This window comes from Thioclava sp. NS-SX20 (assembly GCF_057380695.1).
Genome location: NZ_CM170816.1, coordinates 514,401 through 539,190 on the forward strand (window position 1 = coordinate 514,401; position 24,790 = coordinate 539,190).

The window sequence follows — 24,790 nt, forward strand, 5'->3', positions numbered from 1 at the left end:
ATATGGTCGAGATGATGGATCGCGGGGCCTCGGTGCTGAGCATCCCGCCGCTTCCGGCATGGATCCAGCCGCGCGAGCTCCTGGCCGATGCGCTGCCGCTGCTGGACCCGCCCTCGCGGATCTCGGTCACCGATGCCGCCGAAGCCTATATGCATGTGCCGATCGGCACGGACTGGTCGCGCTTCGACCGCGCGGTGGCGCCCTATATGGTCGAGCCCGCCGATATCACCCAGTCGCGCAAGTTCAAATCGGTCTGTTTCGTGGGTCCGTCGCAATCGGCCAAGACCACGATGCTGATCACGGTGGCGGTGCATTCGGTGATGTGCGCGCCCGCGCCGGTGCAGATCATCCATATGTCGAAGCCCGATGCGGATGCATGGGTCGAGGAGAAGCTCGATCCGATGATCGAGAATTCGCGTTCGGTGCGCGACCGGCTGGGCCGCGCGCGTGATGACAGCACCTTCTCGCGCAAGCGTTTCAAGGGGATGCGGCTGACCATCGGCTATCCGGTGGCACGCCAGCTGTCCTCGCGCTCGCAGCGGCTGGTGCTGCTGACCGATTACGACCACATGCCGCAGGTGCTGGGGCCGAAGGACGCGCCCGAAGGCAGCCCCTACGGGATGGCGCGCCAGCGGATCCGCACCTTCATGTCGCGCGGCTGTGTCCTTCTGGAAAGCACGCCCGCCTTTCCGGTCACCGACGAGACCTGGAAGGCGGGACCGCAGAACCCGCATGAGCTGCCGCCCGTCTCGGGGGGCATCGTGCGGATCTATAACGAGGGCACGCGCGGGCGGTTCTACTGGCAATGCCGCGACTGTGGCCAGCTGTTCGAGCCGCATTTCAAGCTCCTGCGTTATGACGCGACACTCGAGCCTGCCGTGGCGGGCGCGCGCGCCGAGATGGGCTGCCCGCATTGCGGCGCGCTTTACAGCCATCGCCACAAGAACGAGATGAACCGCCAGATCCTCAGGGGGCGGGGCGGCTGGCTGCATGAGGGCGGCACGGTCGGGGAGGATGGCAAACGTGCGCTGGTCACCATCGACGATCCCGATCTGCGGGCCACCGATGTGGCAAGCTATTCGCTCAACGGGGCGGCGGCGGCCTTTGCCAGCTGGGAAGGCATCGTGACCTCTTACGAGCTGGCGCTGCGACAGGCCGAGCAGTTCGGCGATTATACCGAGCTCAGCCGTGTCTACTTTACCGAACGCGGCGAGTCCTATGTGCCGCATGGGGGGCAGGTCGAGGGCGAGCTGACCACGGCCATGCTGGCCGATCATGCCGTGCGCCTCGATCAGCGCACAGCCCCCGGCTGGACGCGCTTCATCACCACCTCGGTCGATGTGCAGGGCAACCGTTTCGAGGCGCTGGTCATGGCCTGGGGCGCGCAGGGCGAGCGGGTGATCATCGACCGCTTCGCGCTGGCGCAACCGCCCGAGGACGCCCCGAAGGCCAAAAACGAGGATGGCCAGTTCCGCGCGCTCGATCCCGGTCGCTATGCCGAGGATGCGGGGGTGCTGGTCGGGCTGGCGGCGCGAACCTATCCGGTGGCGGGTCAGCCCTGGGCGCTCGCGCCCTGCGCGCTGGTGGTGGATTTCAACGGGCCTGCCGGATGGTCCGATCATGCCGAACGGTTCTGGCGCGCGCGCCGGCGTGCGGGCGAGGGGGATCTGTGGTTCCTCTCGATCGGGCGGGGCGGTCTCAAGCATAGCGACAGGGTCTGGTATGCCTCGCCCGAACGCGGCTCGAACGGCAAGAAGGCGCGGGCGATCAGGCTGTTGAACATGGCCACCGACCGGCTGAAGGATTCGGTTCTGGCAGCGCTGGGGCGGTTCGAACGCGGCCCCGGGGCCCAGCACACGCCCGACTGGCTGGACGAGGAACACCGCGCCGAGCTGCTGGCCGAACGCAAGGGCCCCAAAGGCTACGAGCTGAAGACCGGCGTCAAACGTAACGAGACGCTCGATCTGTCGGTGCAGGCGCTGGCGGTTGCCGAGCATAAGGGGATCAGCCGGATCAACTGGGACGCCCCGCCCGACTGGGCGCTTCTGGGGGCCGTCAATCCCTTCGCGCAGGCCTATGGGCCGGATCGGACGCCACCGGCGGATCCGGCTTCCGGCGCAGGCGCGGCCACCGGTGCGGGGGAGGCCCCCGTGCCCTCCCCATCATCCGCGCCCCCGCCGCCTGCGCGGATGGGGATCCGCTATCTTCGAGGACGCTAGAGCATGGCCTGGACCGAGGCAGACATCACCCGCATGGAACGTGCGATCGCCACCGGCGCGCGGGTGGTGCAGATCAATGGCGAGCGGGTGGAATACCGCTCGCTCGACGAGATGCGCGCCACATTGGTGCTGATGAAGGACGCGCTGCGCGGCGCGCGGCCCGGCGCCTTCAGCGTGAGCTACCCCAAGACCTTGCGAGGCCTCTGACCCATGAACCCCATTGATCGTGTGGTGACCTTCTTCAGTCCTGAAGCGGGTCTCAAACGCATGCGCGCCCGTGCGGGGGCGGCGCAGCTGATGAACTATGACGCCGCCTCGCGCGGGCGGCGCACCTATGGCTGGAAAGCGCCGGGGGCTGCGGCGGATGCGGCGGCCTTCGGCCATCGCGCGCGGCTGCGTAATCTCTCGCGCGATATGATCCGCAACCGCCCCTATGCGGCGCGTGGGCGCGATGTGGTGGTCGCCAATGTGGTGGGCGAGGGGATCACCCCCTCAATCCGTGCGCAAAGCGACCGCGAGCGCGGCCTTGTGGCCGAGGCCCTGCAGCATCTGCTGACCCCCGATATCGACAGTCTCGGCGAATATGACCTCTACGAGATGCAGGGCATCGTGATGGGGACGGTCTTTGGCGATGGCGAGGTGCTGGTGCGCAGGCGGATGCGCAACCCGCGCCATGATCCGCATCTGCGCCTGCCCTATCAGGTCGAGCTGATCGAGGCCGATTACCTCGACCAGACGGTGCAATCGCACGGGCAGAACCTTGTGGTGGAGGGCATCGAATACGGCCCCACCGGCGCGATCGAGGCCTATCACCTCTATAACGAGCATCCCGGTGCCGTGCGGAACCGCAAGGCGCTGTCCTCGACGCGGGTGCATTGGTCCGATGTCCTGCATATCCGGCGCTTTGACCGCGCGGGCCAGTTGCGCGGGGTGCCGTGGCTGGCACCTGTCATGATGACGCTGGGCGAGCTGGGCGATTATCAGGAGGCGCAGATCCTCAAACAGCGCATGGCGGCACTGATGGCCGTGGTGATCGAATGGGAGGATGCGGCCACGCGGCCCGCCAATGCGGGGGCGGGGCTGGAGGAGCTGGCCCCGGGCGCGGTGGTGAACCTCCCCGCAGGGGCCAAGCCCAACTTCACCGATCCGCCGAAGGTCGATGGCTATGACGAGTTCATGCGCCGTGGCCTTGGCATGGTCGCGATGGGGCTGGGGATCAGCTACGAGTCGCTGGCCGGTGACCTCAAGGGGGTGAACTTCTCCTCGGGGCGGATGGGCCGGATGGAGATGGACCGGCTGGTGCGCATGTGGCAGCGCAACCTGATGATCGGCCAGTTCTGTCGCGGCATGGAACGCTGGTTCCGCGAGGGGCTGGCAATGGCGGGCCAGACGGGCCTTGCCTTCACGTTGGACTGGACCCCGCCGCGCCGGATCCTTGTCGACCCCACCAAAGAGATCCCCGCCATGATCGACGAGGTCGAGGCGGGGCTGAACTCGCGCCAGCGCACCCAGCGCGAGCTGGGCCGCGATCCCGATACGATCCGCGCCGAACGGGCGCAGGATCAGGCCGAAGACAGGGCGGCGGGCCTCGCGCCGGTCCAGCCCAAAGGGGCCGAGCCACCCGCAAAGACAGAGGAGAGTGATGATGAAGGCGACTGACCTGATTGTGGGCGGCGAGCTGATCCTGAGCGGGACGGTGCTGCTGGACGATTATGTGGGGTATATGTGGGAGGAAGATGTGTTCTTCGCCCCGCGTATGGTCCGCGAGGCGCTGCAGATCCTGGGCGAGGGGCCGGTGACGGCGCGCGTCAATTCGGGCGGCGGCCATGTCTGGGCGGGCGAGCAGATCCGCGCGATCCTTGCCGCCCATCCGGGGGGCGTGACCATCGTGGTCGAGGGGCTGGCCGCCTCTGCCGCCTCGCTGCTGCTGATGGCCGGACGCACGCGCCTGATGTCGGCAGGCTCGCAGCTGATGATCCATGACCCGTCGGGATGCGTCTTCGGCACCGAGGCCGATATGCGCCGCGAGGCCGATGTGATCGGGGCCTCGGCCAATACCTATGCCGCCGTCTATGCCAGCGCCTCCGGCAAGACCCCCGAAGAGACGCGCGAGATCATGAAGGCAGAGACCTGGTACGGCCCCGAAGAGGCCGTGGCGCAGGGCTTTGCCGATGCGGTTGCGGGCGAGGAGAGCCCCACCGCGCGCCTGACCCGATTTACAACGATGGAGGCGGCCCGTGCGGCCTTCATGAGTGCGGGCGCCACCTATGAGCGCCTGCTGTCCCGTCTTCCCCGATTGTCCATTGCAAAGGATGCAACCATGACCACCCCCACCGCACAAACCACTTCCCCGACGCCCGCGCCGGTCCCGCCCGCGCCGCAACCGGCACCGGTGATGGCGACCCCGCCGCAACCGGCACCCGCGCCGCAACCGGCCCCCGATCCGGTCGCCACCGAGCGCGCCCGCGTGAAGGGCATCCGCGAGATGGCGGCGCCGTTTCTGACCTCGGGCCGGTTGATGCAGGCCGATATCGACGCGCTCGTCGATGACGGCACGCAGGTGGCAGAGGCCGGTCTGCGGCTGATGGCGCAGATGGCGGCGGCAGAGGCCCCCACCCGCAGCCATGCGCCGGCGCAGATCACCCGCGACGAGACCGACACCCGCATGGAAGGGATGATCGGCGCGCTGATGAAGAAGACCGACGGTCCGGCAGCGGACTATCGCGGGCTGCGCCTCAAGCGCATGGCGATGGATCTCGCGGGTAGCTCGCGCGGCTATGACGAGGCCGCACAGGTCAAGCGCGGCATGATGGCCACCACCATGACGGGCGGCGCATTGGGCGTCAGCGATTTCGCCTATATCACCACCGAGGTGATGAAGCGCACCCTGATCGAGGCCTATAACCGCCGCGCGGCCAGCTGGCAGCTGGTGACCGGCGCGCCGATCTCGGCGGCCGATTTCCGCGAGCTGCATGCGGTGCGCTTCGGCGGGGATTTCCAGCTCAAGCCCGTGGGCGAGAACGGCGAATATAAACAGGCCCGTCTGGTCGATGAGGCCGAAGGTCTGAAGGTCGAACGTCGGGGCCGCACCATCAACCTGACCTTCGAGGCGGTGATCAATGACGATATGGGGGCCTTCCAGCGCATCCCGACCGAGTTCGCCACCGCCGCGCGGCTGATGGAGGCGTCGATGGTCTGGACGCTGTTCCGCACCAATGCCAAGCTCAAATCCGACGGCAAGACGCTGTTCCATGCCGATCACGGCAACCTCGCGGCGCAGGCGGCGGCGATCTCGGTCACCTCGGTGGCCGCCGCGCGCAAGGCGATGTGGGAACAGCGGGCCTTCGGCTCGAAAGATAGCGATGACTTCCTGTCGATCGAGCCCGACCGGCTGATCGTGCCGCCGGCGCTGGAGCTGCCCGCCATGCAGTTCGCCGCCGCCATCACGCCGGCCAAGAATGCCGATGCCAACCCGTTCTCGAACTCGCTCACCCCCTCGACCGTGGGCAATCTCGGCGCGGCGGCGGGCGGCTCGGATACGGCCTGGTATCTTGTCTCCAGCGATATGCCCCCGATCCAGCACGCCTATCTCGAAGGTTACGAGGCCCCCACCGTCGAGACGCTCGATGGCATGAACCCCGATGTGGTGACGATGAATGCCCGCCACATTTTCGGGGCGGCGGCGGTGGAATATCGCGGCGTCTACAAGAATGCGGGCCAATAAGCGGGTCGCATAGACCGGTTTCCATGATCGGGCGAACGGGCATCCATGACGGGTGCCCGTCGCCGTTTTGACGTTAAGCGACAGGAGCTTGTGATGAAGAACTATGTAGCACCGGGCGAGCATATCACCCTGACGGCAGAGGCTGCGGTGACCGCAGGCCAGCTGGTGAAGATCGGCGCGGTGACGGGGGTGGCGCAGCACGATGCCGCTCTGGGCGATCCGGTGACGCTGGTCCGCCGTGGCGTGTTCGAGCTGCCCAAGACGGAGGCGCAGGCCTGGACGGCAGGGGCCAAGGTCTATCTGGCGGCAGAGGGCGATGTGCTGACCACCACCGCCTCGGGCAATACGCTGGTGGGGGTCGCGCTCGAGGCGACGGTCGATCCGTCCGCCGTCGGTGTGGTGCTGCTGGACGGCGTGATCCGGTGACGGGGGTCTTCGAGGGCATGGCGGGGGTGCTGGCCGATGTGCTGGGCGGGCCGGTGCTCTATACGCCCAAGGGCGGGGCCCCGCGCGAAATCCGCTCGATCTTCCGCACCGAACCGATCGAGGCGGAAGATCAGGACGGCCACCCGATCGTCATCATCGCCCCCAGCTGGCGGGTGGGCCGCGATCTGGTGCCGGAGCTGGCCAGGGGCGACCGGATCGATCCGCAGACGGGGACGCTTTACACCGTCGAGCTGATCCGCCCCTCGGGCTCGCCCGCAGGGGATGCCTTTGTCATCTGCGAGCTGCGCAAGGTGCAGCCATGAGCCGCGCCCTCTATCGCGCGCGGGCCAAGGCCGCTCTTGCCAGCGCCCCCGATCTTGCGGGGGTCACGCTGGTCTCGGCCTGGGCGGGCAACTTCTCGGCCAGTGACCTGCCGGTGATGGGGGTCGCCACCCCGCGCGAGCGGGAGCGTCCGGGCACGCTCAATGCCTTCGAGCGCGAGGTGCTGTTGCAGGTGGTGATCAAACGCCTCGGCGGCGCGGAGATCGAGGATCAGCTCGACCGCGATGCGGCGGCGATCGAGGCGGCGGTGATGGGGGCCTTCGGGGCCGAGCGGCTGACGCTGACCCCCGAAGAGGTCACCACCACGCTCAATGGCGAGGGCGAGGCGGTGATCGGCACCGCCGTGGTCAGCTTTACCCTCAACTATCTCAAACCCCTGCGCGGGTAAGGCGCGGGGATCTTTCCTCATAGCAAAGGAGCTTCGCGATGCCGAAGGTCAAGAATACCGGGGCCAGTGATCTGACCCTGCCCAGCGGTCACATCCTGCCTGCGGGCAAAGAGACCGAGATCGCGCAATCGGTGCTCGATCTGATTGACAACCGCAATGTGCTGGGCGGGCGGATCCGCTCCGGCGCGATCACTCTTGCGGCGGAGGTCAAACCCGCCGCCACCACCCCCGAGAAGAAAGGCTAAGCGATGACCCAACGCACCTATATCGGCGCCACCGTGGAAGTGGCCGAAGGCAAACCGGCCACGCTGGATGCGGCGGGCTTCGGCGCGATGACCGGCTTTGCCGAGGTGGGCGAGATCCTCGAGTTCGGGGAGATCGGCGACACCTCGGAAGACACCACCGAGACCACGCTCAAGGGCCGCACGCTCCACGTCAACGGCGCGCTCGATGGCGGCACCTGCGATTTTACCTTCCTCGTGACCGGCAACACGGATGCGGGGCAGGAGATCCTGAAGGCCAAATCGAACAGCAATGACGACGTGTCGGTGAAGATCACCGATCCCGATGGCGAGGTGGTCTATCTGCACGCCAAGGTCGCCAATGTCCGCGACCGTTCGCGCACGGCCTCCACCGCCAAGGGCATGACCGGCCAGTTCCGCATCAACTCGGCGCTGGTGCGCGTCGCGCCCTAACCCCTGATCCACGCTGGAAGACTGGCGTGGCTGTACGGCCCGGGGCGCGCGTGGTTCACGCGTTCCGGGCCGTTTCTTCTGAACCGGAACCACAGGGATTTACCTCATGGACTTTACCAAATTCGACAGCCGCTCTGCCGCGGACACCCCCGCCCGCCTGCATCTGAAAGACCCCGCCAATGGCGAGCCGCTCTTTGCCGATGCCGGGCGCACCAAGCCCTGCATCGTGCTGGTGCGCGGCACCGAAAGCCGCAGCGTGCAGGCGGCGCTGCGGGCGCTGCAGCGCGCCAAGCTGAAGGACAAGCCCAAGAAGGACGAAGACGTCCGCTCGCTCGAGGATCTGCACGGCCAGATGGTCGATAGCGCCGTGCCGCTGGTCACCGGCTTCGAGAATATCGCGCGGGGCGAAGCGGCGCTGACCACCTCCGAGGACGATCTGCGCTGGTTCCTGAACCTGCAGATGATCAACGGGCAGGAGGGCGAGAAGAGCTTTGTCGAGCAGGTGCTGGCCTTCGCCTCCACCCGCGAAAGCTATCTGGGAAACGCAAACGCGCGCTGATCCGCTATGCCCGCCAGCTGGGCCATCTCCATTCCACGCCGCGCTCGTGGAAGGAGACCCGGCTGGCCTTTGCACGCCGGATGGGGCGGCCTCTGGGCCTGCCCGATCTGGATGCGGGGGCCTATCTGGTCGAGGCGATGATCCGCCTCGATCCGGTGCGCTCCACGGGGCTGGATCTGCGCGCCACCGACTGGCCCGAGATCAGCGCCTTCATGCAGGCCACGGGGCGGATCACCGAAGGCTGGGAGGCGGAACTCCTGTTCGACATGTGCGCGGGGTATTTCGAGGCAAGGCAGGCGGGGGAGGATCCGCTGGCGGTGGGGGTGTGGGATTAACTTTTTTCGGATATGTAAAAGATCCTATATTATTATTCACAGTGTGCGCTACACTTTGGCGTCTCGTGTAAGGTCTGCATTCGACATGAGAAAGCATGGTTTTAAAATGATTGATCTATTGTTTTTCTGGCGCTCGAAATCTGAGTGCCAGAAGGCACTTGAGCGTCGTCATGAGACTATATTGAGAGAGAGTGAAGAGATTGATCGGCGTATAGATGAAACAGAAGAAGATATCCGAAACGGGGCTCGAAGATCAGCTCGTAAGTTCCGTCTATGACTTTATGTACTATGATGTGACACGCACCGCATCATTACTAGCTCAATGTGATCCGTCCGGTCACTTGACTCAGCTTTCTCAAGTGCGGTCTGCAAGGGAAGGTCGTGATAGTAAAGCTTCTTTTGATGGAAGTGCCAACATCGCATTAGCAAAGGTGAAAAATTCTACCGAAGAGCACATAATACGTTCTCACGAACAAGGTGTCAGTAGAACTTACGATCCTAGTTGGTCCAACGCACGTCAGCTGCTTGATATTCTGAACGAGCGTGGATTGATCCGCCGCGATATCAGAACTGCTGAGGTGGGCCAAATTGTATTACTTGAAGGAGCCTTGGCTATATACGATTTAAAGCTGGTTAGTCAGATCTGGAATTTAAACTCGGTTAGTAAATTGCTGAAAAAATCTTTTCCACCTATCCCAGATATCCCCCCTGCGAAGCGTAATACTCCGGGAGGTAAGGCTCTCGCAAAGTTGGCGAACGATGCAAAGGAAGAAGCCAAATTACACGCTGAGCTTGCTTCGGAGATATTGCCGAACCTTCCGCATTCTGTGCAACTACGCCTGAAAACAGACGATGAAGAATTGGCGTGGGCGTCCATTGATAGAGGCGGCCTGACTACGGAGGGCACAGATATTGCCCTCAAGCATGGCGTGAATATACCAGGAAGATGGGCTGTTCTCGGTATCTTGGATGCACCTATTGAAGAAGACGTTGATACCGGCCCACGGATGCAAAGTAATGATGGTGCAGAGATGCTCTCTATTCTTTATGAATCATTTGTACCGATTGTGCGGCAGTTTGCAGGTCGCCCAAAAGGTGCTCTGGGGATTACTCCTTTGCTTGTTTTTCGTGAAGTGAAGTAGCTGCAAACTGAAAAGTAGAAGTTTTGTAAAAAGGGGCGGACCTCGCGGCCTGCCCCTTTTTCTATGCGAATGAGGTGCGTTATGGCGATGGGCCAAGCGGGAGCGATGCAGGCGAAGCTGGGGTTGGACCTGAGCCAGTTCCAGTCCGGAGCGCGGGCGGCGAGTGCCGAGGCGCAGAAGATGGCGGAACAGCTGCATGGATAAATCGTTTCGTAAATGGTTCGTGGAACTATGAACGAGAAAAAAATTGTCGGGTTACGCATCAAAGTCTATATTTTGCGGGTGACTCGGCTGGGTGCGGAAACATGAATGCTCATGTGAATAGAGAGTATATCAATGATCGGGCGAAGTTGATAATGCATCGCGTTATCGCTCGAGTACTCGCGTCCAATCCAGATATCATTGAGAACGCAAAACAATCTCTTTCGATTGGCGAGGGGTCTCTGTCTTCGAATAAGGAGTGGATGGCTATCCTGGATAGGCCGCCGAATGAGGTCCGTCGGGCTATCACATCGCGGTCTCCTACAATGAATCGGCTCCGTCTGAGTTCTCCATTATCTGTACCGGTCACACTTAAAGACCCGCAGGTGCGTAGACGTATCATGGTGCTCGCGAAACGCGGCGTTGCTGGTGTATGACCAGCGTCCGAACATCGGAAGATATGGAACGGGCTGTCCGCGCGATTGCGCGGCACTTCAAATCTGATGCTGTTTTCATAATTGGTAGCCAGTCGGTCATCTTGGAATGGCCCTCCGCACCCGTTTTGCTTCGTACATCTGGCGAAATAGATGCCTACCCGGGAAATGCCGAAGAATGGGAAGCGGAGAACCCGATAGAGGCTTCCGAAGAGATTTCTGCACTTTTCGGGTGGGGCTCCCATTTCCACGACACTCACGGCTTTTATATCGATGGTGTTGACCGCAATACTGCGGTGCTTCCAGAAGACTGGATGCATCGCTGCATAAGAATGCATGTTGATGTTGATGGCCGACGCGTAACGGCGATAGCCCCATCGCCTGAAGACCTCGCAGCGGCAAAGCTTATTCGATACGATGACAAGGATCTCGATTATGTTCGGGAGAGAGACAGGTTCAAGCCGCTGGACAGGAATAGGGTAATACAGAGTTTGGAAGATAGCTCTGCTGACCCCGCATTGATTTCAAGGGCCAGATCTTTCGTTCTCAATATGTGATGTCCGTTTACCGCTGAGGTGTTCGAGCGGTGTCCTAGGCGTCGGCTTCACTACGGAATTACAAAATCCCCCAGGGGCGGATCTTACGGTCTGCCCCTTTTTCTATGCGAATGAGGTGCGTTATGGCGATGGGCCAAGCGGGAGCGATGCAGGCGAAGCTGGGGCTGGACCTGAGCCAGTTCCAGTCCGGAGCGCGGGCGGCGAGTGCCGAGGCGCAGAAGATGGCGGGCAATATCAATCAGGCCTGGGCGGGGGTGCGTGCCTCGGTCGAGGGAAAGGCGGCGCGGTCCTTCGACCAGCTGCGCGCCTCGATCGATCCGGCCTTTGCGGCCAGCCAGCGCTATGCCGATATCCAGCGTCAGGTGGCGGGCTTTGTCGAAAGCGGCGTGGCCAGCCAGCGCGCGGCCAATCAGGTGCTTGAACAGGCGGCGGCCAAATATCTGGGCGTGGCGACCGCCGCCGATCGCGCGGCGCAGGCGGTGCGGGCGGGGGAGGCGGCGCAGGCCGAACAGGCCCGCAGCGCGGCTAGTGCGGCGCGCGCCTATGAGAGCCTGCGCGCCTCGGTCGACCCGCTCTATGCCAGCTCGCAGCGCTACAAGCAGGCGGTCGAGGTGCTCAATGCGGCGCAGGCGGCGGGGGTCATCGATGACCGCGCGCGGGCCAATACGCTGAAGCTTCTGGGCCAGCAGCTTTCGGCCACCAATGGCGTGATGCAGAAGGCGGGCGGGATTTCGGGGCGGATGTCCTCGGCCTTCTCGAACGCCTCGTTCCAGGTGCAGGACTTCTTCGTGCAGATCGCGGGCGGCACCGATGCGATGCGCGCCTTCGCGATGCAGGCGCCGCAGCTTCTGGGCGCGCTGGGGTTCTCGGGCAAGCTCGCGATGGTGGGCTCGGCGCTCGGCACGATCGTGGCCGTGGGGGCGGTCGTGCTGCCCCTGCTGACCGATTTCGGCAAGAAGGCCAAAGACCTCGATACCGCGACCAGCGATCTGGAAAGCTCGCTCGGGGATCTGCGTTCGGCGCTTGAGACCGCGACTACCCCCTTGGCCGCGCTGCGCAAGGAGTTCGGAGACAATGCCGAGGCCGCGCGCGAGATGAACATCGCCATCCTCGATGCCAAGAAGATCGAGGGGTTCGACCAGATCGGAGAAAAAACCAAGGCCATCCAGAACAGCCTGAAAGGCGTGATCGGGAGCTTGCAGGACTATGATGATGCCATCACGCAGACCGGCACGTCCTTCATGCTCTACGATCAGGCCGGTGCGGCGGTCGATGAGCTGAACCGGAAATACGGCCTGACGATCGATCAGGCGCGCAAGGTCAAAACCGCGATGGACGAGATGGCCAAAGCCAAAAGCCCGCAGGAGGTCGCGGCGGCCACGCAGGAACTCTACCGCCTTCTGGGTCTGACCGTGGACGAGACGGGCAAGATCCCCGAGGGCCTGCGCGAGGCACGGCTGGCGGCGGCCCAGACGACGGTCGAGGCGTTCCAGATGCGCAACCTCTTCGAGCTGTCCGACAAGCTGGCGGCGGGGCTGCCCGTGAGCCTCGATAGCGCCGCCGATGCCGCCCAGCGTCTGGCCTCGGCGATGGCGGCGGCTTCGGGGTTCTCGGCCAATCTCGACAACCAGATCGCCATGCTCGACGTGCAGATCGAAGCCACGCGCAACAAGCAGAACGTGGCGAATGCCACGCGGGTTGCGGGGCTGCGTCTCGAGGCGCAGGCGCTGCGCGACAAGGCGGTGGCAGAAGGGGTGGATCTGGCTTTGGCCGATGCGCAGCTTCTGAGCCAGAACCAGAAGATCGACACGATGGAGAAGGATCTGGCCACGCTCGACCAGCTGACCAAGGCGCAGAAGGCCGCGACCAAGGCGGGCACGGCAGGCGCGAAGGCCGCCGAGCGGCTCGAGAAGGCGCAGGCGAAAGAGGCCGAACGCTGGCGCGATCTGATCGATCCGCTCAACAAATACCGCCGCGAGCTGGCCGAGCTGAACACGCTGGCCACGAAGGGCCTGCTGACCCCGCAAGAGGTGCACAAGGCAATGGCGCAGCTCAATGCCGGGCTGGCCGATAGCCTGCCGCTGGCGGGCGAGCTGACCGACACGCTGGTCGACGGGCTGTTTGCGGGCTTCCGCGGCACATTGGGAGATATCGGGGATATGTTCAAAACCTGGCTCAAACAGATGATCGCCACGGCGGCCAAGAACCGCATCGTGGTGGCGATGGGGCTGACCGGCTCGCTCACCGGCGTGGCCGGAACGGCGGCGGCGGGCTCTGGTGCGGCGGCGGCTGCGGGCGGGGCGGCCTCGGCCAACGGGCTGGGGCTTGCGGGCACGGTCGGCGGTCTGGGGTCGTCTGCGCTTTCGGGGGCGGCGGGGCTCTGGACCAGCCTCACCGGCGCAGGCGGCGGCTTCGGGGCGGCGGGCACCTATCTCAGCTCGGTGCTGGGCGGGGCCACCTCCAGCCTGTCGGGCTTTGCCGCAGCCGTCGGGGCGATTGCCCTGCCGGTTGCCGCTGTCAGCCTGCTGATCTCGGGGCTGATCGGCAAGACCAAGGTGCTCGATACCGGCATCCGCGCGCTGATCTCGGGCAGCGATGTCACCGTGCAGACCTACCAGCTGATCGAGAAATCCAGATTCTGGGGGCTGTCCAAGTCCACGAAGACCAAATATAGCGCGGCCTCTGCCGATCTGGCCGATCCGGTCACCCGCGCGGTCTATGACGTGCAGGCCTCGATCGTGGCGGCGGCGGACAGTCTCGAGATCGGGGCCGAGGCCTTTGACGGCTTCACCTATGCGCTGAAGTTCTCGACCAAGGGCCTGTCGAAAGACGAGGCGCTCGAGGTGCTCGAAGAGAAGCTGACCGGTCTGGGCGATGCCTATGCCGGCCAGATCGAGGGGCTGGCGGCGTTCCAGGCGGAAGGCGAGGGCGCGATGGCCACGATCACCCGTCTGGCCTCGGCGCTGGCCACGGTCAATGCGGCGATGGACACTCTGGGCAATACGTTCCGCGCCACGGGGCTGGTGGGGGCCGATATGGCCAGCCAGCTCACCCAGCTTCTGGGCGGCGACGAGGCGTTCGGCACGGCGGTCAGCAGCTATTATCAGGCCGTCTATTCCGAGAGCGAACGGCTGGCCACCACCACGCGCCAGACCACCGAGGCGCTGGCGGAACTGGGGCTGAGCATGCCCGCCTCGCGCGCGCAATACCGCGCGCTGGTCGAGGCGCTGGATCTTGGCACGGCGGGCGGGCGCAGCCTCTGGGCGGCGCTGGTCGGCATGGCGGGGGTGTTCGACGAGATCCTGCCGCAGGTCGCCAGTTTCACCGCGCAGATCGAGGCGCTGTCGGGCACGGTCTCGACCTCGCTCGACAGCTCGATCTCGGCCTATACCGCCGCCCAGCAGGCCTCGGCGCAGGCCGCCACCAACTGGTATAAGGCCGCCGATACAATCGCGGCCTTTATCGCCGAGATGCGTGGCACCTCCTCGGCGATGACCTCGCCCGGGGCGGCGCTGTCCTATGCGCAGGGGCGCTACCAGATGACGCTGGCCGCCGCGCAGGCGGGGGATCTGGACGCGGTCACCGGCCTGACGCAGGTGGCGCAGACCTATCTCGACCGGATGGGCGATCAGGCGGGCACGGCGCTCGATCTGGCGCGGGCACAGGCGCGGGTGGCCGCCGATCTGGGCCAGACGCAGGGCATCGCGCAGATCGAGGGCGCACGCGCCGAGGCGATGGCCAGCCTGAGCCAGAGCCAGGTCGATCTGCTGACCGAGGCCCGCGATTATCTGGCGGCGGGCAATGCGCTGAGCGATGCGCAGATCGGGGTGCTCGAGACGCAGCTGGGCGCGCTGGACGAGGCGATCACCGCCGCTGCCGCGCTCAATTATGCGGGGCTGCGCAAGCAGATCGATCTGGCCATCGATGTGGTCGAGGACGCGCAGATCCCCGCCTATCTCAAGGCGATGCTGGCCGATAGTGCCACGGGGGTGAGCCGCTATGTGGATTTCATCACCCGCTCGGATCTGAGCGCCGAGCAGAAATGGCTGGCGCTGACGGGGGCCTCGGAACATGTGAAGACGGTCACCTATCTGGCGCAGAACGATCTGGGCGCGGATCTGACCGCGCTGGCACTGGCGACCACTTCGAGCCTGCAGAAACAGGTGCGGCTCTGGGCGGTCAACAGCCTCGATGCGCAGGAGATGGCGCTGGCGCTGGCGGGCAATTCGACGCTGGCGCGCGGGGTGCGGGTCTATCTGGCGCAGGGGCTCGAGGCCGATCTGCGCGCGGCCCTTCTGGCCACCGACCGCGCGATGACCCGCACGGTGGCGGTGGCGGTCGACCAGTCGGGGCTGAGTGCGGCGCAAAAGACGCTGGTTGCGGCGCTTTCGGGCGGGGCCTCGGCCACGATCCGGCTGGGCGGCAGCTTCAGCTTCGATCCGGGCGCGGCCTTTGCCAGCCTTCTGGGCAGCACGGTCGAGGTGCCGCTGCAGGCCGCGCGCGAGACGATGGTGCAGCTGCGCAACCATCTCAACGCGCTGCGGGTCGCGGTGCAGGCGCAGACCGCCTTCGCCCAGGCCCAGGCGCAGGAGGTGAAGCTGGCGCAGGCGCAGGCCAGCTATGCGGCGCTGGCCGAAGAGCTGGCCGCGTTCTCGCCCGCGCAGGCGGTGGCGCTGCCGGTCTACAGCGCGGTGACGCAGCTGATGAAGCTGGGCTCCTATGTCAGCACGGGGCTGCAAAGCTATGTGGTGGCGGGAAAGACCTTCAAGGCCAGCGCCAGCGACCCCTCGCTGGCCGGTCTCAGCCGTTCCGATGGCAGCGAGGCCTATCTGACGGCGGTCAATGCGCTCAACCGCTCGGCCTATGAGAAAGCGCTGGCCTATGCGCAGACGCTCAATGCCGATGCCGCCGCCGAACAGCTCAAGCAATCGGGGCTGCAGGAGGCGCTGGTGGCGGCGGCGCAGGAGCTGCAGGCGATGGGGGTCGATATCGAGATCCCGCAATTCGCGCGCGGCGGGCTGCATGGCGGCGGGCTGCGGCTGGTGGGCGAGAACGGCCCCGAGCTGGAGGCCACCGGTGCCAGCCGGATCTGGACGGCGGACCAGACCCGCAGGATGCTTTCGGGCGGGGAGGGCGCGCAGGACGGGCTTCTGCGCGAGGTGATCGCCGAGCTGAAGAGCCTGCGGCAGGAGAACCGCCAGCTGCAGCTCAATGGCAATAGCGATCTGCGCAAGATCCGCACCCTTGAAGAACGGCGGGAGGCCGAGGCGCAATGACCCAAGCTCTGATGATCATCCCCGTGGCGATAGGCGCGGGGGCGATGCAGGCCACGAATGTGACCGAGGAAGACCATCCCGAATGGGACGCCGCTGCGGTCTATCAGACGGGCGAGCGGGTCATTCTGGCCGCCCGTCACCAGATCTACGAAAGTCTGGCGGACGAGAACTCCGGCTTTGCCCCCGAGGGGGCGGATCTGTCGGCGCAATATTGGGTGGCGACTGGCTCGACCAATCGCTGGCGGGCCTTTGACGCGACGCTCGGGCTGGTCACCAGCTGGCCCGAGGCGATCACCTATCGCATCGGCCTGCCGGCGCGGGTCGATGCGGTGGCCTTTATCGGGCTGGTGGCGGTGTCGCTGCAGCTGGTGATCCGCGACAGTGGCGGCAGTGTGGTCTATGACCGCACCGCCAATCTGCTGGACACGGGCGCGATCCAGAGCTGGCTGGATTTCTTCACCTATGAGGACAGCTTCGACCCCGAACAGATCTTTGCCGATCTGGGCGCGCTGTCGGGCTTCACGCTCGAGATCACCATCGCCAATCCCGGCGGCACGGCCTCGGTCTCCGAGATCGTGATGGGGCGGGGCGAATTGCTGGGCGAGGTGCTGGAAGGGTCCAAATCGGGCTTCACCGATTACTCGCGCCGCGAGGTGGATGATTTCGGCAATATCTCGATCGTCAAACGCGCCACCGCCCGCAAGGCCGAATGGCAGCTCTCGTTCGAGGCCACCGCCAACCGCCGCATCCAGCGCGCGCTCGAACAGGCACGCGGGGCGCCGGCCTATTTCTACCCGGGCGATGACATGACGCCCTTCGCCCTCGCCGTCTATGGCGTGGCCGATGACTTCTTCCCCGCGCTTTCGGGCGGCGGGCACACGATTGCAACCCTTTCCCTGACAGGAGTCGCCTGATGGCTAAACCCACCCTCACCCCCGCGCCCAATGACCCGCCGATCCTTGGCAGCCCGACCTTCGCCGCCGATGCGCAAGGGTTTCTGGGCTGGTTTCCGGTGATGGGCCAGTACATGCAGGACATGGGCGACTGGATCGAGACCATGATCGGCGATGTGCCCTCCGAGAATATCGCAGCCTTCGCCCATCTGACCGGCGCCGCCAACAAGCTGCCCTATTTCACCGGTGCGGGCGCAATGGCGATGGCGGATCTGAGCGCGGACGGGCGGTCCCTTCTGAGCCAGTCCGGCGCGCTGAAGGTGGCCAGTGGTCTGGCAAGCGGTACGGCGGTCACGCAGAGCAAGTTCGATAATACCGTTGGGCGCCTGTTGAAAGCCGGTGATGCCGGCGTTTTAGGTCCCACGGTGGCGATGGGATCGATTGGGATCACTAGCCTCAATAGCGCACCTTCAGGTGCATCTGTCTCTTTCTACGGTGTGCACACCGAACGCCCGGATGATGTAAATGTCGGCATGGTGCAAACCTTTGAAGGGTCGAGTGGCGAGAAAGTTCAGGTTTGTTATCCGGCTTATCCATACTCTGAAGTCGGTCAGATATATTATCGAACGTATATCTCCTCAGCTTGGTCCGTTTGGAGCTTTATGTTTCCGAAGCGCGGCTCAAACTCAAACGGAGAGTATGTCAGATTCCCTGATGGGACGCAGATCTGCTGGCGGCGCTCTTCACATGGCGGGTATACATGGACAACTACCGATGGGGCCCTGTTCATGCAGGGAAGTTCTTCTAACTGGACTTTTCCCGCGTCGTTTTCGGCGATCCCAACTGTTAGTGGTGATGCAGAGACAGCGGCGGCATCTATTACAGGCGTGGCCTTCGGTTCTGCGACGACATCCATGGTGCCTTTCCGGCCGTGGAGCGCGACCTCGTTATCTGGCTCGATTGAGAAATATGTACACACGCGCGCTGTAGGTCGCTGGAAGTAAGGAACAGAACATGCAAATCATCTTCTCACCCGTGGTCCGTCGACCGGGCACCGATTACGAACTCCGAACGCTAATTGTGGATGGTGATACGCTGACCATCAACGGTACGGACTTCGATCTCACAGCGCTAAAATATGACGAGGAAACGGGGCTTGCCGGCTACATCCAGAGCGCCGTCCACGATGGCGATGACTGGACCGTCACCCTCCTCCTGCCGATCGGGGACAGCGCCTCCGAGGCGCAGCGGTTTCCCGTACCGGTGACGGTGGCCAGCGGGCCGGTGCCCTTGCCCGAGCCGCCCGAGGCCCCGCCCGAAGATCCCGCCCCTGAAGACACACTCTGACCCGCCCTCCGAGGCGGGCTTTTTTATGAGGAAACCTGCGCATCCCGATATGCGCGGCCAACCGGAAAGACGAAACAATGCCCGAAAAAGACCCCAGCCTCTGGGAAAATATCTGGCTCTACCTGTCATTGATCATCACATGGGCGACCGGCGCGGCGGGTCAGATCTATGTGTCGGGCGGGGTCGGCGGCGCGGTGCGCTGGATCATGGAGATCAAGGGCAAGAGCCCGATCAGCTTTCTGCGGATCCTCCTCGACGGGGTCACCGCCGTGATCACGGGGGCGATTTTCGCCCGCTATCTGGGGCCGGTCATCGCGAACTGGCTGGCGGGCGTCGGCATGTGGCCCGATGCCGGAGACGCCACCACGGCGGGGTTTCTGGCGGGGGTGGGCGGTATGTCGGTGGCCAAGGTCGTGATCGCTATGATCGACGCGCAGAGCCATAAGTTCACGGGGAAGAAGTGATGTTCGAGGCGCTATGGCGGCAGCTTCTGCGGGAGCGCGAGATCTGGTTCCGGCTGGTTGTGGGCTATTTGGTCTTCGTGACGGTGCCGCCCTGGGTGGAAAGCCAGATCTGGCCGGTCTCGGGGCCGTTGCACATCACGCAGGTCACGCAGACCGAAGAGGGGGTGCGGATCAGGGGCTGGGCCGAGCGGTACCGCTCGGGCTGCGATTTCCTCGGCCTTGTCTGGTGGCTGGGCGATCGCCACGGTCAGGCGGTGCGGGTGCCCGCGCGGTTCGATGACAAGCCGCAGATCCGCGCGGTCGGGCGCATGGAGTTCGAGGCGCTGGTGGTCGGCCTGACCGAGGCCCAGCTGGCCGAGAGCTACGCCGATGTGCGCCACGCCTGCCACGGGCGGAATGGCGATAGGGCCTTCCTATGGCCCACACGATCAAAGTTCTGGAACTGACACACCCCGACGCCGGAAATCCGCGGAAGATGGCGGGGCCTGTTCGTGAGGGGCTAAAAGAAAGAGGCGCGGGACTATGCTGCCACCCGCGCCCAAGTATCCTTTTTGAGGGTATCAAAACAATGCGTGTTGATCTGTCCAGCCTAGGCCGCGACCATCTATCCGTTCAAGGGAAATACCCGCGTCGCGCGAATTTTGACGCCCCGTAACATTGCGACAGGTGGGCATGCAGGAGCGCCGTTTGGCGGGCCTTTACGCCTCGATGTCTTCCGGCTGTAGGAGCGGCAGAATGACGGCTGCCACGAAGAGGATGATGAACAGGACCAGAAAACAAACTGCCGTGTAGAGTGACATGGCCTCGAAGATGAGAGGGGCCTGCGGTGTGCCCGGAACGAAACGGCACAGAAAGAAGACAGCGATGATCAGTTGAAGGCCGGCAATCGCGCCGGAGAGGTGGAATTCGAAATTCCGCAGCTTTTCGGAGGAGAGCGCCAAGATCGTTGCCGCGCTGACCATGATGCACAGGATCGTGCCTCCGGACATCCGGTCGCCCGCTGTCCGGTTGGGGGTAAGGTAATCCAGATCCAGATCTGCGGTCAGCCGCAACCCGATATTGACCATTGCGATGACCGCAGCCGTAAGACTGCAAATTCTTGCGGTGTTGTTTTTGGGAGGCAGGGCGAAAACTGCCGCGCTGCCGATAAACAGCAAGGCAAGGCTGAATGCCGTGCTGGGCACCATTGCCGCATCCGGAAACCGGACGAGGGGCTGAAGATCGAAGCTCCATCCCAAGAGGTTGAATGCTACCACCGCCAAGCCGAAAGCCACGAGAGCTTCACCGATATGGCGCCGAACTTTGTCAGTTTGATATGTATGCATGCGGGAGGTCGATATTTGAAACGCAACTAAATTCGGTCAGTTCATCTAGAATATCAGATATTCGGGTCAATCCAAAAAGTAATATTTATTAATTCTTTTTGACGCCCGAACCCTAACCCCCACACCCCGCCCCTCCGGCGGGGTTTTTTCATGGAGAAACCACATGCTGAGCACAGCACATCTGGCGGCCATCGCGGGCCGTCGGGAAACCCCGCTTATGCGGTCGGTGGTGGCCGGTCTGGCCGATCCCCGCGCGCGGGATATGGCCCCGCCGCACCGGCTGGCACAGTTTGTCGCGCAGATCGCGCATGAAAGCGCGCGCTTCCGCTATGCCGCCGAAGCCTGGGGGCCGACCCGCGCGCAGCGCCGCTATGAGGGGCGGCGCGATCTGGGCAATCTGCAGGCGGGCGATGGCTACCGCTTTCGCGGGCGCGGGCCGATCCAGATCACGGGGCGGGCGAATTATGCCCGCTTCACTGCCTGGGCCGAGGGGCCGGATTTCGAGGCGGTGCCCGATGCGGTCATGGGCGATCCGTGGCTCGGGCTGTCGGCGGTCTGGTTCTGGCAGGCGGGGGCGGGGCACAGCCTCAATGCCTATGCCGATAAAGGCGATATCGAGATGATCACCCGCCGCATCAATGGCGGGCTGAACGGCTATGCCGACCGGCTGGCCCTCTATACCCGCGCGGGGCTGGTGCTGCTGGGGCAGGGCCCGAACGACGTGCGCGCCTTCCAGCGGCTGGCCGGTCTGACGGTCGACGGCCTCGCAGGCCCCGCCACGCGCGGCGCGCTCCATTCCCATCTTCTCAAGCTCTGAAAGGATCTCCCATGCTTGACGCCCTCATGGCCGCACTGGCCCCCTATCTTCTGCAACTGCTGGCGCTGGCGGTCACCGCTCTGGTCGGCTGGATCGCCGCCGAGGTCAAACGCCGCTTCGGTATCGAGATCGAGGCCCGCCACCGCGAGGCGCTGCATTCGGCGTTGATGACCGGCGCGCAGCTTGCGCTGGCGCGGATTGGCTATGGCGCCAGCACCGCCACTCTGACACAGGCCGCCGTCGATTACGCCAAGACCTCGGTGCCCGACGCGATCAGCAGGCTCGGGCCTTCGGCGCAGGTGCTGCAGGATCTGGCCGAGGCCAAGATCGCGGCGCTGGCCGCATGACCTTCTGCCGGCGCGCGGGCGGATCGCGCGCCGGCTCTATCCGTTTCAGAACAGGAGGACCGTTATGGTCAGCTATACCTTCCCGCTGCCTGCGGGCGAATTTGTCGCGCTGATGCGGGCCGATGCGCAGGCGGCACGGGTGCAGAACTCGGGCGGCTTCGACATCTACCTGCTGGCCGGTGTGGGCGATGAGGCACCGCGCAGCCTTGCGGGGGCGCAGCGGCTTCCGGCAGGGGCGCTGCGCGATGTGGAGATCGCCACGCTGTTTCCCGGCATCGCGGGGGCCGATACGCTTTGGGCCTGGGGGCTGATGGGCGGGGCGGCCAGCGTCTCGCATGCGGGGGTGCTGTTGCCGCAGCCGGTGCGCGAGGCACGGCTTGCGCCGGGGGCGGGCGAGGGCGAGGTGACGCTCGATCTGGTCGCGCCCTATGATGGCGGCAGCCCGTTGACCGCGCTGGAATACAGCCTCGATCAGGGGATCAGCTGGACCGCGCTGCCCGATGTGGCGGGCGGCAGCTACACGCTGGCGCTTGGCACCGGCAGCCATCTGCTGCAGCTGCGGGCGGTGAACGCGCTCGGGGCGGGGCCGGTGTCGCGCCCGCTGCGGGCGTTGGGCGGGCGTCCGGCGGGGCGCAAGCGCTTCAAGCGGCTCGTCTTTGTCGGGGCCTCGATCATGAACCGCACCTTCGGCGGGGCCAGCCTTGCCGAGGACCCGTCTGGCGGTAACTGGGCCGATATGGAGGCCAAGCTGGCGGCCAATGGCGCGCCGGGGGTCGAGGTCCGCTGCCGCGCGGTGGGCGGCTATACGGTGGCCCAAGTCATGCCGCTTCTGCAGGAGGCACTGGACGCCTATCCCGGCGATGACACGCTGTTCTGCCTGCATGCGGGCGGCAATAACGCGACCAATGCTCAGGATCAGGCGGGTTTCGAGGCCGAGGTCGATGCCATGCTCGCGGTCATCGCCACGCGCCCGGGGCAGGTGCTCTGGTCCGATATCAGCTGGCGCACGCCCTATGTCACCACCAAGGCCGATGCGGTCTCGACCGCGGCCAATTACAACAGCTGGCTCAAGGCGAAGCTGCTGGCGGCCAAGAGCACGTTGTTCGACGGGTATTACGATGACATGACCGCCGTGACCTGCTTCAACGATTGGGTCTATGCGCATCGGGCGCATTTCTTCGAGACCGATGACATCGTGCATCCGGACGCGGACGGGCAGGAGCGGCTGCGCGGCTGGTTTGCCGAACGTCTGGCGCCGCTGGTCAGGGGCAGCCGGAAGGCGGTCCGCTTCGGCTGGGCGGATTTCGCCCCAGAGGTCACCGCGCCCGCGATCAACGCCTTCGTGCTGATCTCGCCGCAGATCGTGCATGGCTGTCACCGGCTGAGCTTCACCGAAACGGGGGCCTATTTTGACGGGCCTGCCGACAAGGTGCTGAACTACGACGGCAGCTATGGGGGCCTGACGGCGAAGGGCACCTATACCGGGGCGGCGGTGCTTTATAACTCGACGGGCCGTGCGGACGGGAACGCCGAGTGGCAGGGCACTCTGGATTACATCGAGTTCACGCGCCGGTCCTGTTCGTGGAACACCGCGCAGGCGGTGAAGATCGAGCTGTATGCGGCCCCGAACACGGTGCTCGATATCGACTTCACGGCCTCGCGCAAATCGACCAGCGTGACCAATGCGCTCTGGACGGGATCGGACGGCACCAGTGTCGAGCATAGCGGCACGGCGGACCCGACCTCGATCGTCTCGGCGCAGTTCACGACGGACGAGACTGGCCGGCTGGAGCTCGTGCAGACGCTCCTGTCGGGCTACGCCTATGACGGTGTGCTCTGGGTGCGCAACGCCGCGTGAGGGGAAAGGAAAAGGGGAGCCGGTTGGCTCCCCTGAAACTCGATATATACGAACCAAGTCACTCGTTATGTCGGCTGCCTATATGCATGGTTCGGTATATCTTGGAAACCTATCTAAAAGGTTAGGTTCGGCGACAGTTGTCAGTTTCGGCTACTGAACGTTCTAGACGAGTTCAGTAGCGAAAACCTAGGCATTGAGATTGACTTCTCACTGACCGCTGCAAGCTTTGTCTTGGCGTAGTTTGCGACGGACGCGACGGGCCCGCTGGAGCTCGTGCGGGGGGGGGGGGCTCTCGGGATACGCCTGTGACGGTGTGATCTAGGTGCGTAACGCCGCGTGAGGGGGAAGGAAAAGAAGAGTCGGTTGGCTCCCTGCGCTATTCACGTTCGGGGCGGAGGCGGACATGAAGCAGGGTCACCTATCCCCTCTGTAACTGGTTAATGCTATTATTCCTTCCATTAACCCCCAAAGTTTTTTACGAAGGGTAGAAATGGTGATCATTTCTAAAGGATAGAGCTGGTTATGAATGGGCTTATTAAGGGCATTAGCCATAGCTACCTGAAAGGTAGGTTGTCGTTGGCCGAAGCCATCAGCAAACTACGATTTCAGCACGAAGATATAGAAGCCGCTATTCAGCAGTTGGATACTGCTTTAGAAATTGGCTCAGATCCCTCTTTGGCTGAAATGTTAATTCAGTGTCACTATGTCGCTGGTAACTTTCATACAGCAAGGCAAATCGCGAATGGTATATTCTTCCAGCGAAAAAAATTGCATGTTTCTAATTTGATCTTGTCAGATGTGCAGGCTGTTTCTGCTATTGTTGATGATGAGCGTAAAACGCTATATATACCGATGCCGAAGTGTGGTTCTTCAACGGTAAAGAACTACTTCACACAAGGGATTTATTCCAAAAACTATGGTGAACTGGTACATTTTCGTCATCCGGAGATGTATCGAATCATTGAAACAGTAGAACTGCAATCACGCTACAGTAACTATTTTAAGTTCTGTATCGTTCGTGATCCGATAGATCGTATAGTTTCTTATTACATGACTAATGTCCGGCAAGGGTCTCTAAAAAAAGAGGCCGCTGGGCGGGACCTGTACAACGGACTCCCAACAGTTCCGGGTCCCCGCATTGTCGCAAAAAATTACGATGAATATCGCCAGATGTTTATGGATTTTAGGCACCATACGGATGAAATGCATGGCTATCTGAAGGGCGCAGTTGCTTCGATGGATCGAGTTTACACAATAAACGACATTCAAGAAGTAAAGAGCAAGTTGGAAACAATCTACGGAAAAGACCTCATCATAGAAAATGCTATGGTTGGTAAAATGGATAAAACTCTTAAGGGTGAGTGCAGGGTCGCCTTTGAGCCTCTTAGGCATCTTTTTGCGCAGGATTACGAAGCGTACAAAGATAGCTTGAGCGTGTGAG

25 protein-coding genes are annotated in these 24,790 nt (G+C 63.6%); 24 read left to right on the forward strand and 1 reads right to left on the reverse strand.

The features are described from left to right. Positions 1-2: 2 nt before the first annotated feature. The 20 genes from AC2ISB_RS02625 (at position 3) to AC2ISB_RS02720 (ending at position 19,448) form a co-directional block, all read left to right on the forward strand. Positions 3-2,219, forward strand: coding sequence for a terminase gpA endonuclease subunit (locus AC2ISB_RS02625; protein ID WP_486575977.1), 2,217 nt, complete (start codon positions 3-5; stop codon positions 2,217-2,219). A gap of 3 nt (positions 2,220-2,222) precedes the next feature. Further along, on the forward strand, positions 2,223-2,426 hold the full coding sequence (locus tag AC2ISB_RS02630; RefSeq protein ID WP_339109260.1) for a phage head-tail joining protein: 204 nt from the start codon (positions 2,223-2,225) through the stop codon (positions 2,424-2,426). Between the two features lie 3 nt (positions 2,427-2,429). After that, on the forward strand, positions 2,430-3,878 hold the full coding sequence (locus tag AC2ISB_RS02635; protein ID WP_486575979.1) for a phage portal protein: 1,449 nt from the start codon (positions 2,430-2,432) through the stop codon (positions 3,876-3,878). Further along, positions 3,862-5,943 (forward strand): head maturation protease, ClpP-related, encoded by a 2,082-nt coding sequence (locus AC2ISB_RS02640; RefSeq protein ID WP_486575981.1) that lies wholly within the window; start codon positions 3,862-3,864, stop codon positions 5,941-5,943. Before AC2ISB_RS02635 ends, AC2ISB_RS02640 begins: the two co-directional genes overlap by 17 nt. A 93-nt stretch (positions 5,944-6,036) precedes the next feature. Next, on the forward strand, positions 6,037-6,369 hold the full coding sequence (locus tag AC2ISB_RS02645; protein WP_339109263.1) for a DUF2190 family protein: 333 nt from the start codon (positions 6,037-6,039) through the stop codon (positions 6,367-6,369). Then, a complete protein-coding gene (locus tag AC2ISB_RS02650) occupies positions 6,366-6,692 on the forward strand; it encodes a head-tail joining protein (protein WP_406720717.1) in 327 nt (108 codons plus the stop codon). The genes AC2ISB_RS02645 and AC2ISB_RS02650 overlap by 4 nt, the downstream gene beginning before the upstream one ends. Continuing rightward, complete coding sequence (locus AC2ISB_RS02655; protein WP_486575983.1) at positions 6,689-7,099, forward strand: hypothetical protein; 411 nt, start codon at positions 6,689-6,691, stop codon at positions 7,097-7,099. Before AC2ISB_RS02650 ends, AC2ISB_RS02655 begins: the two co-directional genes overlap by 4 nt. A 38-nt stretch (positions 7,100-7,137) precedes the next feature. Next, positions 7,138-7,344, forward strand: coding sequence for a hypothetical protein (locus tag AC2ISB_RS02660; RefSeq protein ID WP_486575985.1), 207 nt, complete (start codon positions 7,138-7,140; stop codon positions 7,342-7,344). 3 nt (positions 7,345-7,347) lie between these two features. Further along, a complete protein-coding gene (locus AC2ISB_RS02665; protein WP_339109267.1) occupies positions 7,348-7,794 on the forward strand; it encodes a hypothetical protein in 447 nt (148 codons plus the stop codon). A gap of 106 nt (positions 7,795-7,900) precedes the next feature. Next, positions 7,901-8,353, forward strand: coding sequence for a hypothetical protein (locus tag AC2ISB_RS02670; protein WP_486575987.1), 453 nt, complete (start codon positions 7,901-7,903; stop codon positions 8,351-8,353). Positions 8,354-8,433: 80 nt separating this feature from the next. Next, positions 8,434-8,688, forward strand: a complete 255-nt coding sequence (locus AC2ISB_RS02675) for a hypothetical protein (protein ID WP_486575989.1) — start codon at positions 8,434-8,436, stop codon at positions 8,686-8,688. A 215-nt stretch (positions 8,689-8,903) separates the two neighbouring features. After that, positions 8,904-9,830 (forward strand): hypothetical protein, encoded by a 927-nt coding sequence (locus AC2ISB_RS02680; protein ID WP_486575991.1) that lies wholly within the window; start codon positions 8,904-8,906, stop codon positions 9,828-9,830. An 81-nt stretch (positions 9,831-9,911) separates the two neighbouring features. Next, complete coding sequence (locus AC2ISB_RS02685) at positions 9,912-10,034, forward strand: hypothetical protein (protein WP_486575992.1); 123 nt, start codon at positions 9,912-9,914, stop codon at positions 10,032-10,034. 430 nt (positions 10,035-10,464) lie between these two features. Further along, a complete protein-coding gene (locus AC2ISB_RS02690) occupies positions 10,465-11,022 on the forward strand; it encodes a DUF6036 family nucleotidyltransferase (protein ID WP_486575994.1) in 558 nt (185 codons plus the stop codon). 122 nt (positions 11,023-11,144) lie between these two features. Further along, the gene (locus AC2ISB_RS02695; protein ID WP_486575996.1) at positions 11,145-16,298 is read left to right on the forward strand and encodes a hypothetical protein; all 5,154 of its coding nucleotides are present in this window, start codon (positions 11,145-11,147) and stop codon (positions 16,296-16,298) included. After that, positions 16,295-17,212 carry a hypothetical protein gene (locus AC2ISB_RS02700; RefSeq protein WP_486575998.1) on the forward strand — a complete coding sequence of 306 codons (918 nt, stop codon included), beginning with the start codon at positions 16,295-16,297 and terminating at the stop codon, positions 17,210-17,212. Before AC2ISB_RS02695 ends, AC2ISB_RS02700 begins: the two co-directional genes overlap by 4 nt. Further along, complete coding sequence (locus tag AC2ISB_RS02705) at positions 17,212-18,195, forward strand: hypothetical protein (RefSeq protein WP_486576000.1); 984 nt, start codon at positions 17,212-17,214, stop codon at positions 18,193-18,195. Before AC2ISB_RS02700 ends, AC2ISB_RS02705 begins: the two co-directional genes overlap by 1 nt. 10 nt (positions 18,196-18,205) lie before the next feature. After that, positions 18,206-18,538, forward strand: coding sequence for a hypothetical protein (locus AC2ISB_RS02710; RefSeq protein WP_486576002.1), 333 nt, complete (start codon positions 18,206-18,208; stop codon positions 18,536-18,538). Between the two features lie 77 nt (positions 18,539-18,615). Next, positions 18,616-19,002, forward strand: coding sequence for a hypothetical protein (locus AC2ISB_RS02715; protein ID WP_339109275.1), 387 nt, complete (start codon positions 18,616-18,618; stop codon positions 19,000-19,002). Beyond that, positions 19,002-19,448, forward strand: coding sequence for a hypothetical protein (locus AC2ISB_RS02720; RefSeq protein ID WP_486576004.1), 447 nt, complete (start codon positions 19,002-19,004; stop codon positions 19,446-19,448). Before AC2ISB_RS02715 ends, AC2ISB_RS02720 begins: the two co-directional genes overlap by 1 nt. Positions 19,449-19,700: 252 nt before the next feature. Here the strand turns inward: AC2ISB_RS02720 and AC2ISB_RS02725 are convergent, their stop codons facing one another. After that, positions 19,701-20,189 (reverse strand): hypothetical protein, encoded by a 489-nt coding sequence (locus AC2ISB_RS02725; RefSeq protein ID WP_486576006.1) that lies wholly within the window; start codon positions 20,187-20,189, stop codon positions 19,701-19,703. 301 nt (positions 20,190-20,490) lie between these two features. Between AC2ISB_RS02725 and AC2ISB_RS02730 the strand changes: the two genes are divergently transcribed. From AC2ISB_RS02730 to AC2ISB_RS02745, 4 genes are all read left to right on the forward strand, one after another. Next, entirely contained in the window at positions 20,491-21,144 is a 654-nt protein-coding gene (locus tag AC2ISB_RS02730; protein WP_486576008.1) for a glycoside hydrolase family 19 protein, read from the forward strand. Positions 21,145-21,155: 11 nt separating this feature from the next. After that, a complete protein-coding gene (locus AC2ISB_RS02735; RefSeq protein WP_486576010.1) occupies positions 21,156-21,491 on the forward strand; it encodes a hypothetical protein in 336 nt (111 codons plus the stop codon). A 64-nt stretch (positions 21,492-21,555) separates the two neighbouring features. Then, positions 21,556-23,349 carry an SGNH/GDSL hydrolase family protein gene (locus tag AC2ISB_RS02740; RefSeq protein ID WP_486576012.1) on the forward strand — a complete coding sequence of 598 codons (1,794 nt, stop codon included), beginning with the start codon at positions 21,556-21,558 and terminating at the stop codon, positions 23,347-23,349. 522 nt (positions 23,350-23,871) lie between these two features. Further along, the gene (locus AC2ISB_RS02745) at positions 23,872-24,789 is read left to right on the forward strand and encodes a sulfotransferase family 2 domain-containing protein (RefSeq protein ID WP_486576014.1); all 918 of its coding nucleotides are present in this window, start codon (positions 23,872-23,874) and stop codon (positions 24,787-24,789) included. Position 24,790 lies beyond the last annotated feature (1 nt).